The 17,243-nt window shown below is 69.2% G+C and carries 12 protein-coding genes; 10 read left to right on the forward strand and 2 right to left on the reverse strand.

Annotated features, from left to right (window positions below; all coding sequences use genetic code 11):
* Nucleotides 1–460: 460 nt before the first annotated feature.
* From ngcE to OO54_RS28440, 10 genes are all read left to right on the forward strand, one after another.
* Entirely contained in the window at nucleotides 461–1,909 is a 1,449-nt protein-coding gene (gene ngcE, locus OO54_RS28395; RefSeq protein WP_033207935.1) for an N-acetylglucosamine/diacetylchitobiose ABC transporter substrate-binding protein, read from the forward strand.
* A gap of 100 nt (nucleotides 1,910–2,009) precedes the next feature.
* Nucleotides 2,010–2,939: a carbohydrate ABC transporter permease gene (locus OO54_RS28400; RefSeq protein WP_033207938.1), complete on the forward strand. Its 930-nt coding sequence runs from the start codon at nucleotides 2,010–2,012 to the stop codon at nucleotides 2,937–2,939.
* On the forward strand, nucleotides 2,939–3,880 hold the full coding sequence (locus OO54_RS28405; protein WP_033207940.1) for a carbohydrate ABC transporter permease: 942 nt from the start codon (nucleotides 2,939–2,941) through the stop codon (nucleotides 3,878–3,880). Before OO54_RS28400 ends, OO54_RS28405 begins: the two co-directional genes overlap by 1 nt.
* 173 nt (nucleotides 3,881–4,053) lie before the next feature.
* Entirely contained in the window at nucleotides 4,054–5,265 is a 1,212-nt protein-coding gene (locus OO54_RS28410) for an ROK family transcriptional regulator (protein WP_033207941.1), read from the forward strand.
* 122 nt (nucleotides 5,266–5,387) lie between these two features.
* Complete coding sequence (locus tag OO54_RS28415) at nucleotides 5,388–6,449, forward strand: sugar ABC transporter substrate-binding protein (protein WP_033207943.1); 1,062 nt, start codon at nucleotides 5,388–5,390, stop codon at nucleotides 6,447–6,449.
* 295 nt (nucleotides 6,450–6,744) lie between these two features.
* Entirely contained in the window at nucleotides 6,745–7,533 is a 789-nt protein-coding gene (locus OO54_RS28420; RefSeq protein WP_167348157.1) for an ATP-binding cassette domain-containing protein, read from the forward strand.
* Nucleotides 7,530–8,828: a sugar ABC transporter permease gene (locus OO54_RS28425; protein ID WP_017242463.1), complete on the forward strand. Its 1,299-nt coding sequence runs from the start codon at nucleotides 7,530–7,532 to the stop codon at nucleotides 8,826–8,828. Before OO54_RS28420 ends, OO54_RS28425 begins: the two co-directional genes overlap by 4 nt.
* 231 nt (nucleotides 8,829–9,059) lie before the next feature.
* Nucleotides 9,060–10,979 (forward strand): 1-deoxy-D-xylulose-5-phosphate synthase, encoded by a 1,920-nt coding sequence (gene dxs, locus OO54_RS28430; RefSeq protein WP_033207946.1) that lies wholly within the window; start codon nucleotides 9,060–9,062, stop codon nucleotides 10,977–10,979.
* A 157-nt stretch (nucleotides 10,980–11,136) separates the two neighbouring features.
* Nucleotides 11,137–12,615: an amino acid permease gene (locus OO54_RS28435; protein ID WP_033207948.1), complete on the forward strand. Its 1,479-nt coding sequence runs from the start codon at nucleotides 11,137–11,139 to the stop codon at nucleotides 12,613–12,615.
* Between the two features lie 99 nt (nucleotides 12,616–12,714).
* Nucleotides 12,715–13,791 carry a PLL family lectin gene (locus OO54_RS28440; RefSeq protein ID WP_051787248.1) on the forward strand — a complete coding sequence of 359 codons (1,077 nt, stop codon included), beginning with the start codon at nucleotides 12,715–12,717 and terminating at the stop codon, nucleotides 13,789–13,791.
* A gap of 75 nt (nucleotides 13,792–13,866) precedes the next feature.
* Here the strand turns inward: OO54_RS28440 and OO54_RS28445 are convergent, their stop codons facing one another.
* A complete protein-coding gene (locus OO54_RS28445; protein ID WP_033207949.1) occupies nucleotides 13,867–16,005 on the reverse strand; it encodes a 3-hydroxyacyl-CoA dehydrogenase NAD-binding domain-containing protein in 2,139 nt (712 codons plus the stop codon).
* Nucleotides 16,002–17,216 carry a thiolase family protein gene (locus OO54_RS28450; protein WP_026058805.1) on the reverse strand — a complete coding sequence of 405 codons (1,215 nt, stop codon included), beginning with the start codon at nucleotides 17,214–17,216 and terminating at the stop codon, nucleotides 16,002–16,004. The genes OO54_RS28445 and OO54_RS28450 overlap by 4 nt, the downstream gene beginning before the upstream one ends.
* Nucleotides 17,217–17,243 lie beyond the last annotated feature (27 nt).

Here is a 17,243-nt window from a genome sequence, read left to right on the forward strand (position 1 = left end):
GATCTCTATGATCCAGGATCCTTCTTACGAGATCTTCACCAGGCAAGCGGTTTGTGACACAACTGTTTCGGTCCAAGACCGTATGTCCGGATTGTCGGTTAACGCCCCACCGGTGTCCGCGTGAGGGGCGTGTCGCGGCCCTGTACGGGCAACTCCGCCGCGGTGTCAAGGGTGTTGGTTCGCGAATGGTTGGACGAAACGCCGCAGATCCAGCGTGCTTATCCCGCAGGTCTCAACTCGGGAAAGATGGCGGTGAAAAGCTGCTTTCGATCTTGCTCCGGCGAAGGGAAGTGGACTATACCTGTCGGCGTCCAGCCAGTCGTTTCCATCGACGACGGCCCGACGCCTGCACGACCCGGCTGCAAATGACCGCGGTGGCGGGGCCCTTCGCCTGTGGCGAGCGAGTAGTACGGGCGACCGGTACACCGCCTGAGTCCTGAATGAAGGCGAGGACTTGAGCATGGGATCCACCTCCGCACAGACCGATGAGGGCGGCCTCGGCCGTCGCGATCTGATCAAGCGGTCCGCCGCTATCGGTCTGATCTCGGTGCCGACGATGAGCTTCCTGTCCGCTTGTGCGAGCAGTGACAGCGGCGGGAACGGGAAGGTCGAGAAGGGCACGAAGTCCGAAAAGAACCCGCTCGGGGTGAACGAGTCGGCCCCGCTCGATTTCGTCCTCTTCGACGGTGGATTCGGACAGGAGTACGCCAAGGACGCGGTGAAGGTCTACGAGACCAATTACCCCAAGGCGAAGGTCAAGTTCACCCCCACCCAGAAGATCACCACCACGCTCCAGCCGCGCTTCAACGGCGGCAACCCGCCGGACCTCATCGACAACTCCGGCGCCGAGCAGATGGACATGGGCGTCCTCGTCGGCCAGAAGCAGCTCGCGGACCTCACCCCGCTGCTCGACTCGCCCTCCATCGACGACCCGAAGAAGACGGTCCGCGACACCCTGCGGCCCGGCATCGTCGAGATGGGCCAGTTCGACGGCGACCCGGTGTGGATCATGTACTACGCCTACACGGTCTACGGCGTCTGGTACTCGCAGAAGCTCCTCGACTCGCTCGACGCGAAGTACCCCGAGACCTGGGACGAGATGCTGGCCGTCTGCGAGAAGGCCAAGAAGAAGGGCATCGCGGGCTGGACGTACGCCGGCAAGCACCCCTACTACGTCCCCTTCTCGCTCTACCCGATGATCGGCAAGGTCGGCGGCCGCGAGGTCCTGGACGCCATCGACAACCTGGAGCCGAAGGCCTGGGAGCACCCCGCGGTCAAGGCGTGCTTCGAGGCGTACTACGAGCTGGTCAAGAAGGGGTACATCCTCAAGGGCACCCCCGGCCTCGACCACATCCAGTCGCAGACCGCCTGGACCGAGGGCAAGGCGCTGTTCATCCCGAACGGCTCCTGGGTCGAGAACGAGGCCGCGAAGACCATGCCGGCCGACTTCAACCTGGCCGTCTCCGCCCCGACCGGCATCGACTCCTCCGACAAGATGCCCTTCGGCACCATCTGGGCCTCCGGCGGCGAGCCCTTCATCGTCCCGGCCAAGGCGGCGAACGCCGAGGGCGGCATGGAGCAGCTGCGCATCATGCTCAGCGAGGCCTCCTCCAAGAACTTCACCCAGTCGGTGAAGTCCCTGACCGCCTTCAACGGCGGCACCGACGGCATCGAGCTGACCCCGGGCCTCAAGTCCGGCGTGGCCGCCCTGCAGAAGGCCGGCCAGAACGTCGTCAACCCGCGCCTCCAGGACTGGTACGTCGCCCTCCAGAAGGAGAAGATCGGCGTGGCGGGCATCGGCGAGATGATGGCCGGCCGCGCGACCCCGGCCGAGACGATCAAGAAGATCCAGAAGTACGCCGACGAGGCGGCCAAGGACTCGTCGATCAAGCACTACAAGCACCAGTGAGCAGCGCCGGGGCCCCTTCCCGCCGACCGGGAGCGGGCCCCGGCCCCTTCGCGCGCAGCACCGGCGGCGCGCCTCCGCGGGAAGATCGGGGTCGGTAGGAATGCAACACGGCAAGTACCGTTTCATCGTGGGGTTCCTGGCGGCCCCCCTCGCGCTCTACGCGCTCTTCGTCATCTGGCCGTTCATCCAGTCCATCTACTACTCGTTCACGGACTGGACCGGGCTGAGTCCCGAATTCGGAATGGTCGGATTCGACAACTACAGCAGAATGCTGGACGACGAGATCTTCTGGAAATCGCTCCAGCACAGTCTGACCTTCGCGGTGGTGCTGCCGCTGGTGACCGTCGGTCTCGCGCTGTTCTTCGCCTTCATGCTCAATGTCGGCGGTCGGCGCCGCAGGGGGGCGGCGATCGCGGGTGTGCGGGGTTCGTCCTTCTACAAAATCGTCTATTTCTTCCCGCAGGTGCTGTCGATCGCGATCGTGGCGCTGCTCTTCCAGTTCGCGTACAACCCCAATAGCGGAGCCATCAACTCCGTACTGAAGGGGATCGGTCTCGGCAGCGTGCAGCCGGACTGGCTCGGCGATCCGGATCTCGCCCTGATCTGCGTGATGGTGGTCCTCGTCTGGTCCACCGTCGGATTCTTCGTCGTCCTCTTCTCGGCCGGCATGGCGTCCATTCCGAGGGATTTCTACGAGGCCGCCCTGCTCGACGGCGCGAACCGCTTCACCACGTTCTTCAAGATCACGCTGCCGCTGCTCTGGGACACCGTGCAGTCCGGCTGGATCTACATGGGCATCCTCGCGCTCGGCGCGGAGTCCTTCGCCGTCGTCCAGATCATGACCGTCGGCCCCAACGGCGGCGGGCCCGACTACTCCACCATCGTCATGCCGCTGTACGTGTACCAGAAGGCATTCCGGGACGGTCAGGCCGCCTACGCAACGACCATCGGTGTCGCGCTCCTCCTCGTCACGCTCGCCTTCGCGGCCGTCGTGATGAAGCTGGGCCGGCGCGAGCGGCTGGAGTTCTGATGAAGACGACCGACACTGCCACCACCGGCGTCGAGGACAACCCCGGCTCCCCGGCCGGCCCGGGCCCCACGCTCGGCAAGACCACGGAAGCCGCCCCCGCCAAGCGCTCCAGGGGCGACGGCACCGTGCTCAACGTCTTCTCGCACGGCATGCTCATCGTCTGGGCGGTCATGGTCGTGATGCCGCTGCTCTGGGCGGTCATGACGTCGTTCAAGACCGACCGGGCGATCTTCACCTCGCCGTGGTCGCTGCCCGACAAGCTGCACTTCGAGAACTGGTCGCGCGCCTGGACCGAGGCGCACATGAGCGACTACTTCCTGAACACCATCCTGGTGGTCGGCGGCTCGCTCCTCGGCACGCTCCTGTTCGGGTCGATGGCGGCCTACGTCCTGGCCCGCTTCGACTTCCCGGGCAACCGCTTCATCTACTTCCTCTTCATCGGCGGGATGAGCTTCCCGATCATCCTGGCGCTCGTGCCGCTGTTCTACGTGATGCAGAACATCGCGCTGCTGAACACGCTGCACGGCCTGATCCTGGTCTACATCGCGTACTCGCTGCCGTTCACGGTCTTCTTCCTCACCGCCTTCTTCCGGACCCTGCCGACCTCGGTGGCGGAAGCGGCCTTCGTGGACGGCGCCTCGCACACCCGGACCTTCTTCCAGGTGATGCTGCCGATGGCCAAGCCCGGCCTCATCAGCGTCGGCATCTTCAACTTCCTCGGCCAGTGGAACCAGTACCTGCTGCCGACCGTGCTCAACACCGAGCCGGAGCGGAAGGTGCTCTCCCAGGGACTCGTCCAGCTGGCCGTCAGCCAGGGCTACAAGGGTGACTGGTCCGGTCTCTTCGCCGGCCTGGTGATGGCGATGCTGCCCGTCCTGGCGGCGTACATCGTCTTCCAGCGGCAGGTGGTGGCCGGTCTGACGGCCGGCGCCGTGAAGTAAGTCGTGAAGTAACCCGTACCGCGGTCCTCAGGGCCCCCGGCGCACCGTGCGCCGGGGGCCCTTCGCGTCGTGTGACCCGTACCGCCCGCCACTCAAGGTCTTGACGGGGGGCAAGCCGAAAGAGTCCCCTTAGAGTTCACATGTTGGAGAAAACGGTGGGAGTGAGTGAGTCGATGGAGACTCCGGGGTCGCAGACCTCTCTGCACAGGGCCAATCTGGAACGGGTCGTCCGGGCGGTGCGGATGGCCGGATCGCTCACCCAGGCGGAGATCGCCAGGGCGACGGGCCTCTCCGCGGCCACGGTCTCCAACATCGTGCGGGAGCTGAAGGACGGCGGGACCGTCGAGGTCACGCCCACCTCCGCGGGCGGCCGCCGGGCCCGCAGCGTCTCGCTCTCCGGCGACGCCGGCATCGTGATCGGCGTGGACTTCGGGCACACCCACCTGCGGGTCGCCGTGGGCAACCTGGCCCACCAGGTCCTCGCCGAGGAGTCCGAGCCGCTCGACGTCGACGCCTCCGCCGCGGAGGGCTTCGACCGGGCGGAACAGCTGGTCAACCGCCTGATCCAGGCCACCGGCATCGGCCGGGACAAGGTGATCGGCGTCGGGCTCGGCGTGCCGGGCCCCATCGACGTCTCCTCCGGCACCCTCGGCTCCACGTCGATCCTGCCGGGGTGGAGCGGCATCAACCCGGCCGAGGAGCTGTCCGGCCGGCTCGGCGTCCCCGTGCACGTCGACAACGACGCCAACCTCGGCGCGCTCGGCGAGCTCGTCTGGGGCAGCGGCCGGGGAGTCAAGGACCTGGCGTACATCAAGGTGGCCAGCGGCGTCGGCGCCGGCCTGGTGATCGACGGGCGGGTCTACCGCGGACCCGGCGGCACCGCGGGGGAGATCGGGCACATCACGCTCGACGAGTCGGGGCCCGTCTGCCGCTGCGGCAACCGCGGCTGCCTGGAGACCTTCACGGCCGCCCGGTACGTGCTGCCGCTGCTGCAGCCCAGCCACGGCCCCGATCTGACGATGGAGCGGGTGGTCCAGCTGGCCCGCGAGGGCGACCCCGGCTGCCGCCGCGTGATCGCCGACGTCGGCCGGCACATCGGCAGCGGCGTCGCCAACCTCTGCAATCTCCTGAACCCGAGCCGCGTGGTGCTCGGCGGCGACCTCGCGGAGGCCGGTGAGCTGGTCCTGGCGCCCATCAGGGACTCCGTCTCGCGATACGCGATCCCCAGTGCCGCCCGCCAGCTCTCGCTGGCCCAGGGGGCCTTGGGCGGCCGCGCCGAAGTGCTCGGCGCGCTGGCTCTCGTCCTGAGCGAGATGGGTGATTCGTCCCTGTTGGAGAGTGCGCTGCCCGCGGCCGCTCCTGTCTCCCGGCTTGCCTTCACTTAGATAACGAACACCACCGTTGTCATCTCGTTAAGAATTTACTTCTTGACGGCAACGTTACGGCCGAGTTGACTTCGGGACACCTCGGCCGCAACGTCGCGGCCTCGTCAGGGAGGCAACCACACATGAACGCAGTGACGCGTCGTGCCGTCATAGCAACGGCCGCGGTCTCGATGGCTCTCTCGCTCGCAGCCTGCGGCAAGGCCGGCGGCGGCGACAGCGAGGACAAGGGCAGCTCGACCAAGATCGGTCTGCTCCTGCCCGAGAACAAGACCTCGCGCTACGAAGCGCTGGACAAGCCCCAGTTCGAGAAGGCCGTCAAGGCCGCCTGCTCCGACTGCGAGGTCGTGTACAACAACGCGGTCTCCGACGTCGTGAAGCAGAAGCAGCAGTTCGACCAGCTGATCGCCGACGGCGTCAAGGTCATCGCCCTCGACCCGGTCGACGCCGAGAAGGCCGCGGGCTGGGTCAAGGACGCCAAGGCCAAGGGTGTCAAGGTCGTCGCGTACGACCGCGCCGTCGCCGGCGCCGACGCCTACGTCAGCCACGACAACAACAAGGTCGGCGAGCTCCAGGGCCAGGCCCTCCTGACCGCCCTCGGCGCCAAGGCCGCCACCGCCAACGTCGTGATGATCAACGGCGACGAGAAGGACCCGAACGCCGGGCTCTTCAAGAAGGGCGCCCACACCGCCCTCGACGGCAAGGTCAAGGTCGCCTACGAGGCCTCCGGCGAGTGGGACCCGAAGGTCGCCGGCGAGAAGATGGCCGCCGCGATCTCCTCGCTCGGCAAGGACAAGATCGGCGCGGTGTACTCCGCCAACGACGGCATGGCCGGCGGCATCATCACCTCCCTCGAGAACGCGGGCATCAAGGGCATCCCGGTGGGTGGCCAGGACGCCGAGGTCGCGGGCATCCAGCGCATCATCGCCGGCACCCAGACCTTCACCATCTACAAGTCGCCGCTCCAGCTGGCCCCCGAGGCCGCCAAGTTCGCGGTGAACCTGCTCCAGGGCAAGGAGCTCGGCGCCCAGGGCAACACCGACGGCGTGCCGTCGACGCTGTTCGCCCCGGTCGTGGTCGACAAGACCAACATCCAGTCCACGGTGGTCCAGGACGGCATCTACAAGGCCGCCGACCTCTGCACGGCGGACCTCGCCGCCAAGTGCACCGAGCTGGGCATCAAGTAGCCCCCTGCCCCACCCCGCCGGGCTCCCCAAGGCCCGGCCCCGGATCCCGCCGACGGGCGCGCGGAGAGCGCTCTCGGAAGCGAGTCGCCCCCGGCCGCGTACACAGGGTGAACACCCCGTGATCACCCCGCGAACGGCCGGCGCACGGCGACCGGATCCGTCCCCCAGCCCGTCCGGTCCCCGGCCGACCCAGACCCCGCTGTCGGTCCGGGGGCCGGACGAGCCCAGCCCCCCCTCGAAACTTCGGCGCTGCACCGGCGGCGCGACATGCCGCCGCCCGCGGGCGGCGAAGGAGTTGGTTCACGTGTCCCAGACGCCCGTGCTGGCGTTGCGCGGGATCTTCAAGCGGTTCGGAGCGGTTCAGGTCCTCTCCGGTGTCGATCTCGAAGTCCACGCAGGAGAGGTCGTCGCACTCGTCGGCGACAACGGAGCGGGAAAGTCCACGCTGGTCAAGACGATCGCCGGCGTGCACCCCATCGACGAGGGCGTCATCGAGTGGGAGGGCGAGCAGGTCGAGATCCAGCGGCCGCACGACTCCCAGAACCTCGGAGTCGCGACCGTCTACCAGGACCTCGCGCTCTGCGACAACCTCGACGTCGTCGCCAACCTGTTCCTCGGCCGCGAGATCAAGAAGGGCGGCGTCCTCGACGAGGTCGCCATGGAGAAGCGGGCCAAGGACCTGCTCTCCACCCTCTCCATCCGCATCCCCAGCGTCCGCATCCCCGTCGCCGCCCTCTCCGGCGGTCAGCGGCAGGTCGTCGCCATCGCCCGCGCCCTGGTCGGCGACCCCAAGATCGTGATCCTGGACGAGCCGACCGCCGCCCTCGGCGTCGAGCAGACCGCCCAGGTCCTCGACCTGGTCGAGCGGCTGCGCGAGCAGGGCCTCGGCGTCATCCTCATCAGCCACAACATGGCCGACGTGAAGGCCGTCGCCGACACCGTCGCCGTGCTGCGCCTGGGCCGCAACAACGGCACCTTCCCGGTGGCCACCACCACGCACGAAGAGATCATCGCCGCGATCACCGGAGCCACGGACAACGCCGTGACCCGTCGTCAGGCCCGCAACGCGGAGGTAGCGAAGTGAGCAAGACCCCTACCACCGCGAGCGACCAGGCCCCCGTGCCCGACCCCCGCAGCGAAGAGGCCCCGGCCGCCGCCGCGATCCCCGCCGTCGACCCCCGCCTCCTCGTCCGCGAGCAGGGCTTCAAGGGGTACGTCGACGAGTTCAAGCGCAAGATCCGCTCCGGCGAGATCGGCTCGCTCCCGGTCGTCATCGGCCTCATCGTCATCGGCGTCGTCTTCCAGGCGCTCACCGGCAACTTCATCACCTCGTACAACCTCGACCAGATCACCCTGTACGCGGTCGGCCCCGGCATCATGGCCGTCGGCATCGTCTTCGTCCTGCTGCTCGGCGAGATCGACCTCGCCGTCGGCTCCGTGGCGGGCCTGGCCGGCGCGGTCTGGGGCGTCCTCGGCACGGACATGCCGGACGGCCTCGCGATCCTCCTCGGCATCCTGTCCGGCACCCTCCTCGGCGCCTTCCACGGCCTGGTCTTCGCCAAGATCGGCGTGCCCGCCTTCGTGGTCACCCTCGCCGGCTTCCTCGGCTGGGCCGGTCTCCAGACCTGGGTGATGGGCGACAAGTCCACCATCCCGACGCCGATCGGCAGCTTCGTCGGCGACCTCACCAAGTACTACTTCTCCGACGTCGCCGCCGCCTACGGCCTCGCCGTGCTCGTCGTCGCCGCCTTCTACCTGGCCCAGCTGCGCGACTCCCGCCGCCGCAAGACCGCCGGGCTGCCGCACCGCCCGCAGAGCGAGATCATCCTGCGCACCGCCGTCCTGGCGGTCCTGGTCCTCGTCGCCGCCTACGGCTTCAACCAGGAGCAGGGCCTCCCGCTCTCCCTGGTGATCTTCCTGGTGATCCTGCTCGTCACCGACTTCGTGCTCCGCCGCACCACCTACGGCCGTCAGGTCTTCGCCGTCGGCGGCGGCATCGAGGCCGCGCGCCGCGCCGGCATCAACGTGTCGTGGATCCGGATCTCGGTGTTCATGATCTCCGGCACCATGGGCGCCATCGGCGGCCTGTTCCTCGCCTCCGCGACCGGCGGCGCCGACCGCTCCCTCGGCGGCGGCAACCAGCTCATGATGTGCATCGCCGCCGCGGTCATCGGCGGTACGTCCCTGTTCGGCGGACGCGGCAAGGTCTGGTCGGCGCTCCTGGGCATCCTGGTCATCCAGTCGATCGTCCAGGGCCTCAACCAGATGAACCTGTCCTCGAACGCGATCCAGTACATGATCACCGGCGCCGTCCTGCTCATCGCCGTCATCATCGACTCCGTCTCCCGCAAGACGCAGAAGACGGCAGGACGCGCCTAGGGACCCCCTCCCGCGCGCGTAACGCTCGCCACACCGCCCGGCGCCGTGAAACCGGCGCCGGGCACTGCTGCGTCCGGAGCAGTGCCCGGGCGCGTACGGAGCCGTACAGATCAGCGGGATGTCGGCCGTGCGGGTGATGCCTCACCCCCCGGCCCGATGCCCACGATCCAAGACGGAACATTAGACTCGACAAATCGGCAAGCTCGACCAGCTCAAAGCAAGGAGGAACGGGTGGCTCTGCTGACCCGTATCAGGGGACCGCGAGATCTGGACCGGCTCTCCCCGGAACAGCTGGACCAGCTGGCCGACGAGATCAGGACGTTCCTCGTGGACGCCGTCTCCAAGACCGGCGGGCACCTCGGCCCCAACCTCGGTGTGGTCGAGCTGACCATCGCCCTGCACCGGGTGTTCGACTCCCCGAAGGACAAGGTCCTCTGGGACACCGGCCACCAGAGCTACGTCCACAAGCTCCTCACCGGACGCCAGGACTTCTCGAAGCTCAAGATGAAGGGCGGCCTGTCGGGTTACCCCTCGCAGGCCGAGTCCGAGCACGACGTCATCGAGAACTCGCACGCCTCGACCGTCCTCGGCTGGGCCGACGGCCTCGCCAAGGCGAACGAGGTCCTGAGGAAGGACGACCACGTCGTCGCCGTCATCGGCGACGGCGCCCTCACCGGCGGCATGGCCTGGGAGGCGCTGAACAACATCGCCGCCGCCAAGGACCGCCCGCTCGTCATCGTCGTCAACGACAACGAGCGCTCCTACGCGCCCACCATCGGCGGCCTCGCCAACCACCTGGCGACCCTGCGCACCACCGACGGCTACGAGCGCTTCCTCGCCCGCGGCAAGGACATCCTGGAGCGCACCCCGGTCGTCGGGAAGCCGCTCTACGAGACCCTGCACGGCGCCAAGAAGGGCCTCAAGGACTTCATCGCCCCGCAGGGCATGTTCGAGGACCTCGGCCTCAAGTACGTCGGCCCCATCGACGGCCACGACATCGAGGCCCTGGAGTCCGCCCTCACGCGCGCCAAGCGCTTCGGCGGCCCGGTCATCGTGCACTGCCTCACCGAGAAGGGCCGCGGCTACCAGCCGGCCCTCCAGGACGAGGCCGACCGCTTCCACGCCGTCGGCAAGATCCACCCCGACACCGGGCTGCCGATCTCCTCGTCCGGCGCGGACTGGACCGGCGTCTTCGCCGACGAGATGGTCGCGCTCGGCAAGGAGCGCGCCGACATCGTCGCCATCACCGCCGCGATGCTCCAGCCCGTCGGTCTCGACAAGTTCGCCAAGGCCTTCCCCGACCGGGTCTTCGACGTCGGCATCGCCGAGCAGCACGCCGCGGTCTCCGCCGCCGGCCTGGCCACCGGCGGCCTCCACCCGGTCTTCGCGGTCTACGCGACCTTCCTCAACCGCGCCTTCGACCAGGTCCTGATGGACGTGGCCCTGCACAAGTGCGGCGTCACCTTCGTGCTGGACCGGGCCGGCGTCACCGGCACCGACGGCGCCTCCCACAACGGCATGTGGGACATGTCGATCCTCCAGGTCGTGCCCGGCCTGCGGCTCGCCGCGCCGCGCGACGCCGACCAGGTCCGCGCCCAGCTCCGCGAGGCCGTCGAGGTCACCGACGCCCCGACCGTGGTCCGGTTCTCCAAGGGTGCCGTCGGCCCGGCCGTCCCCGCGCTGCGCCGCGTCGGCGGCATGGACGTGCTCCGCGAGCCCGGTGCGGACCGTCCGGACGTCCTCCTGGTCTCCGTGGGCGCCCTCGCTCCCATGTGCCTGGAGATCGCCGACCTCCTCGACCGGCACGGCATCTCCACCACCGTCGTCGACCCCCGATGGGTGAAGCCGGTCGACGAGGCCCTCGCGCCGCTCGCCGAGCAGCACCGCGTGGTCGTCACCGTCGAGGACAACAGCCGCGTCGGCGGTGTCGGCTCGGCCGTCGCCCAGGCGCTGCGGGACGCCGGCGTCGACGTGCCGCTGCGGGACTTCGGCATCCCGCCGCGCTTCCTCGACCACGCCTCCCGCGGCGAGGTCATGGCCGAGATCGGGCTGACCGCCCCGGACATCGCCCGCCAGGTCACCGGTCTGGTCTCCCGGCTCGACGGAAGATTCGAGTCCAGCACGCAGGCCGTGGAGCCCGCCCGCGACTGACGCACCACGTCACCCGGCGTCACCCCTTGGGCCGGTCGGATCACTCTTCGGAGTGCCGACCGGCCCTTTCGCGTGCATTCTGACCACAGAGCGGGCAGCTCCATGGCAGGGAGGTACGACCGTGAGTACGGACCAGCAGCCACGCGCGAACTCCGGAATGTTCCGGACCAAGTCGGTCGAGCAGTCGATCCGCGACACCGAGGAACCGGAGCACGCGCTCAAGAAGTCCCTGTCCGCCTGGGACCTGACCGTCTTCGGTGTCGGCGTCATCATCGGCACCGGCATCTTCGTCCTCACGGGCAAGGTCGCCAAGGAGAACGCCGGACCGGCCACCGCGCTCGCCTTCGTCGCGGCCGGCATCGTCTGTGCGCTCGCCGCCCTGTGCTACGCCGAGTTCGCCTCGACGGTGCCGGTGGCGGGATCGGCGTACACCTTCGCGTACGCCTCGATCGGCGAGCTGCCGGCCTGGATCATCGGCTGGGACCTCGTCCTGGAGTTCGCCCTCGGTACGGCGGTGGTCGCCGTCGGCTGGTCCGGCTACGTCCGGTCGCTGATGGACAACGTCGACTGGCACCTACCGGCCGCGCTGGAAGGCCCGGACGTGCCGGGCGGCACCTTCGACATCCTGGCCTTCCTGCTCGTCCTCGTGCTGACCGTGGTCCTCGTCCTGGGCATGAAGCTGTCCGCCCGGATCACCGCGGTCGTCGTGGCGATCAAGGTCACCGTGGTCATGATCGTGATCATCGCCGGCCTGTTCTTCATCGTCGGCGACAACTACGACCCGTTCATCCCGCCGGCCGTGACCCCCGAGGGCGGCGGCTCCGGCTGGGACTCCCCGCTCGTCCAGCTGATCTTCGGCTACGAGCCGACGAACTTCGGCGTCATGGGCATCTTCACCGCCGCCTCGGTCGTCTTCTTCGCCTTCATCGGCTTCGACGTCGTGGCCACCGCGGCCGAGGAGACGAAGCTGCCACAGCGGGACATGCCCCGCGGCATCCTCGGCTCGCTCCTCATCTGCACGGTGCTCTACGTGGCCGTGGCCCTGGTCGTCACCGGAATGCAGCACTACACCGAGCTCTCCGTGAGCGCCCCGCTCGCCGACGCCTTCAAGGCCGCCGGGCATCCCTTCTACGCGGGCGTGATCAGCTTCGGCGCCGCCGTCGGCCTCACCACGGTCTGTCTGATCCTGCTCCTCGGCCAGACCCGCGTCTTCTTCGCGATGAGCCGTGACGGCCTGCTGCCGCGGTTCTTCTCGGTCACGCACCCGCGCTTCAAGACGCCGTACCGGCCGACGATCCTGCTCGGCGTGGTCATCGCGATCGTCGCCGGCTTCACCAGCATCAACGAGCTCGCGACCCTGGTGAACATCGGCACCCTCTTCGCCTTCGTCGTGGTCGCGGTCGGCGTCATGGTGCTCCGCCGCACCCGCCCCGACCTGCCGCGCGCCTTCCGCACCCCGTGGGTGCCGGTGCTGCCGATCTTCTCCATCGCCGCCTCGGTCTGGCTGATGCTCAACCTGCCGGGCGAGACCTGGTTCCGGTTCGCCGTCTGGATGCTGATCGGCTTCGTCGTGTACTTCCTGTACGGGCGCGGTCACAGCCGGCTCGGACGGACGGGCCCGGACGCGAAGTACTGAGCGGGAGATGCCGAAGGCGCGGAAGGGACCGTTCGGGAGGGCGACTACAGTCGGCTCGTACCCGAACTCCTTCCGACGACCGGAGTGCTGGATCCCCTCATGGCGAATCGATCCCAGGCCCCCTCTGCCCCCTCTCACGGCTCCTCCGCCGCCCCCGTGCTCCAGGGCGCCTGGCTGACCAGAGGGGGCGAGGGCCGGTTCAGCGCCTACCTGCCGCGGGACGGCGAGGTGGTGCGCTGGACCGAGGAGCCCGACGGCCGCTGGAGCGGCCCCGTCTCGCTCGGCGGCGACGGACTGACGTCCTTCCTCGCCGTCGGGCAGGGCGCGGACCGCTACGTACACCTCGTCGGCCTGCGGCCCACCGCCGGCGGCGAGGGGCACGTCGAGCTGGTGCACAGCGTCCAGTTCCAGACCGGCCGTCCGGCCGCGCCCTGGCGCCCGATCGGGCACTCCAACGGCAAGGGGCCGTGGACGGGCAACCCGGCCGTCGCCGTGGACGCCCAGGGCCGCGCGTACGCCTTCGTCCGCAACGGGGGCGGCGGACTCAGCGTGCGGGCGCAGAAGGACGCCGGCGGCTGGCACCCCTGGTGGGACCTGCACGGCTGGGGCACCGACCCCTCCCCGGTCGCCGTCTGCAACGGCGAGGGACGCGTCGAGCTCCTCACGGCGACCGACAAGGGCCTGCTCCGCTACGTCCAGGAGGAGTCGGGCGGTCGCCCGGTCCGCAAGGACGTCCTGCCCGCCGAGGTGACCTTCGGCACCCTCGCGGCCGCCACCGGCCCCTCCGGGCACGCGACGCTGTTCTACGTCGACAAGGCGGACCAGGTCCGTGCCTGGTCCCCGGGCCGTGACCTGGAGCCGACGGTCCTCGGCGAGGCGGCCGGCACCGGGCGGCTCGCCGCCACCGGCTGTCTCGTCGACGGCGTCGAGTCCACGGTCCTCGCCCGGCAGTCCGCCGACGGCCGGCTCGCCCTCGCCGTCTACCCGAGCGAGCGGGAGTCCGAGGGCATCCGCTGGTCGGAGCACGGGGAGCCGAAGGGACCGCTCGACACCGTCCTCACCCGCGGGCTCGACGGACGCCTGGCCGCGATGGCCCTGACCGGCGGCTCGCTGATCGCCACCCGCCAGAGCGCGGCGGCGGGGCTGCACCTGGAGGGCTGGCGCTCCATAGGGTGACCGCCCCCGCGGCATACGGGAACGGCCCCGGCACCTGGAGAAGGTGCCGGGGCCGTACGCGTACGCCCTGAGGTGTTACGCCGGGACGCTCGCCACGCCCTGGGCGAGGAAACGCTTGCCGTTGACGCGCTCCGAGACGCCCTCACGGTCCAGGTACGGCGTGATGCCGCCCAGGTGGAAGGGCCAGCCCGCACCGGTGATCAGGCAGAGGTCGATGTCCTGCGCCTCGGCGACGACACCCTCCTCCAGCATCAGGCCGATCTCCTGCGCCACCGCGTCCAGGACGCGGTCGCGGACCTGCTCCTCGGTCAGGACGGAGTCGCCCTGGACGAGCAGCGCGGCGACCTCGGGGTCGAGCTCCGGCTTGAAGCCGTTCTCCGGCTTGTAGACGTAGAAGCCGCGCTTGCCGGCCTCGACGACCGCCTTCAGGTTGGGGGAGACGATGAAGCGCTCCGGGAAGGCGCGGTTCAGGGTCTCGGAGACGTGCAGACCGATGGCCGGGCCGACGAGCTCCAGGAGGACCAGCGGGGACATCGGCAGACCGAGCGGCTCGATGGCCTTCTCGGCCGTCTCGACCGAGGTGCCCTCGTCGATGACGTTCTGGATCTCGCCCATGAAGCGGGTCAGGATGCGGTTCACGACGAACGCCGGGGCGTCCTTGGTGAGGACCGCGGTCTTCTTCAGCTTCTTGGCGACACCGAACGCGGTGGCCAGCGAGGCGTCGTCCGTCTTCTCGCCGCGGACGATCTCCAGGAGCGGGAGGATCGCGACCGGGTTGAAGAAGTGGAAGCCGACCACGCGCTCCGGGTGCTGGAGCTTGGAGGCCATCTCCGAGACGGACAGCGAGGAGGTGTTGGTGGCGAGGATCGCGTGCGCCGGGGCGACCGCCTCGACCTCCGCGAACACCTTCTGCTTGACGGACATCTCCTCGAACACGGCCTCGATGATGAAGTCCGCGTCCGCGAAGCCGGCGGCCTTGTCCAGGACACCGGAGACCAGGCCCTTGAGACGGTTGGCCTTGTCCTGGTTGATCCGGCCCTTGCCGAGCAGCTTCTCGATCTCGGCGTGGACGTAGCCCACACCCTTGTCGACGCGCTCCTGGTCGATGTCGGTCAGGACGACCGGCACCTCGAGGCGGCGCAGGAAGAGCAGGGCCAGCTGGGAGGCCATCAGACCGGCGCCGACGACACCGACCTTGGTGACCGGGCGGGCCAGCGACTTGTCCGGGGCGCCGGCGGGGCGCTTGCCGCGCTTCTGCACCAGGTTGAAGGCGTAGATGCCGGAGCGCAGCTCGCCGCCCATGATCAGGTCCGCGAGGGCCTGGTCCTCGGCGTCGAAGCCCTTCTGCAGGTCCCCGTCCTTGGCGGCCTCGATGATGTCGAGGGCGCGGTAGGCGGCCGGGGCGGCGCCGTGCACCTTGGAGTCGGCGACGGTACGGCCCTTGGCGACGGCCTGGTCCCAGGCCTCGCCGCGGTCGACCTCGGGACGCTCGACGGTCACGGAGCCGTTCAGGACGGACGCCGTCCAGATCAGCGACTGCTCCAGGAAGTCCGCGCCCTCGAAGATCGCGTCGGCGATGCCGAGCTCGAAGACCTGCTTGCCCTTGAGCTGACGGTTCTGGTTCAGCGAGTTCTCGATGATGACCGAGACGGCCTTCTCCGCGCCGATCAGGTTCGGCAGGATGGCGCAGCCGCCCCAGCCGGGCACCAGGCCGAGGAAGACCTCGGGCAGCGAGAAGGCCGGGAGGGCCTTCGAGACGGTGCGGTAGGTGCAGTGCAGACCGACCTCGACGCCGCCGCCCATGGCCGCGCCGTTGTAGTACGCGAAGGTCGGCACGGCGAGCGCGGACAGACGCTTGAAGACGTCGTGGCCGCCCTTGCCGATGGCGAGCGCCTCGTCGTGCTTCTTCAGCAGCTCGACGCCCTTGAGGTCGGCGCCGACGGCGAAGATGAACGGCTTGCCGGTGAGGCCCACGCCGGTGATCTCACCGTTCGCGGCCTCGGCCTCGACCTGGTCGATCGCCGCGTTCAGGTTGGCGAGCGACTGCGGGCCGAAGGTGGTCGGCTTGGTGTGGTCGAAGCCGTTGTCCAGCGTGATCAGCGCGAACCGGCCCGCACCCGCGGGCAGCTCGAAGTGCCGCACGTGGGCGCTGGTGACGACCTCGTCGGGGAAGAGCTCCGCGGCGCCCTTCAGAAGCTCGGCGGTGGTGCTCACTTGCCCTCCCAGTGGGGGTTTTCCCAGATGACCGTGGCGCCCATGCCGAAGCCGACGCACATCGTGTTGAGGCCGTAGCGGACCTGCGGGTTCTCCTCGAACTGGCGGGCCAGCTGCGTCATCAGGCGGACGCCGGAGGAGGCCAGCGGGTGACCGTAGGCGATCGCGCCGCCGTACTGGTTGACGCGGGCGTCGTCGTCGGCGATGCCGTAGTGCTCCAGGAACGCGAGGACCTGGACCGCGAAGGCCTCGTTGATCTCGAAGAGGTCGATGTCCTCGATCGAGAGGCCGGCCTTGGCCAGGGCCTTCTCGGTCGCCGGGATCGGGCCGTAGCCCATGACCTCGGGCTCGACGCCGGCGAAGGCGTACGAGACGAGGCGCATCTTCACCGGGAGGTCGTTCTCGCGGGCGAAGTCCTCGGAGGCGATGATCGAGGCGGTGGCGCCGTCGTTGAGACCGGCCGCGTTGCCCGCGGTGACGTTGCCGTGGACGCGGAACGGCGTCTTCAGGTTGGCCAGCGACTCCAGGGTGGTGCCCGGGCGCATCGGCTCGTCGGCGGTGACCAGGCCCCAGCCGGTCTCGCCGGTGGAGGCGTCGGTGCGGCGCACCGAGATCGGCACCAGGTCCTGCTGGATCTTGCCGTCGGCGTACGCCTTGGCGGCCTTCTCCTGCGAGCGCACGGCGTACTCGTCGGCGCGCTGCTTGGTGATGCTCGGGTAGCGGTCGTGCAGGTTCTCGGCGGTCATGCCCATGAACAGGGCGGACTCGTCGACGAGCTTCTCCGACACGAAGCGCGGGTTCGGGTCGACGCCCTCGCCCATGGGGTGACGGCCCATGTGCTCGACACCACCGGCGATGACGGCGTCGTACGCGCCGAAGGCGATCGAACCGGCGACCGAGGTGACGGCGGTCAGCGCGCCGGCGCACATGCGGTCGATGGAGTAGCCCGGCACCGACTGCGGCAGCCCGGCGAGGATGCCCGCCGTGCGGCCGAGGGTCAGGCCCTGGTCACCGATCTGCGTGGTCGCGGCGATGGCGACCTCGTCGATCTTCGCGGGGTCGAGGCCGGGGTTGCGGCGCAGCAGCTCCCGGATGGCCTTGACGACGAGGTCGTCGGCGCGGGTCTCGTGGTAGATGCCCTTCGGGCCCGCCTTGCCGAACGGGGTGCGGACGCCGTCGACGAAGACGACGTCCCTGACGGTACGAGGCACGATGGCTCTCCTCCAGGGTGCGGGATG

It is taken from the genome of Streptomyces wedmorensis, assembly GCF_000716445.1.
In the GTDB taxonomy this organism is placed as follows: domain Bacteria; phylum Actinomycetota; class Actinomycetes; order Streptomycetales; family Streptomycetaceae; genus Streptomyces; species Streptomyces wedmorensis.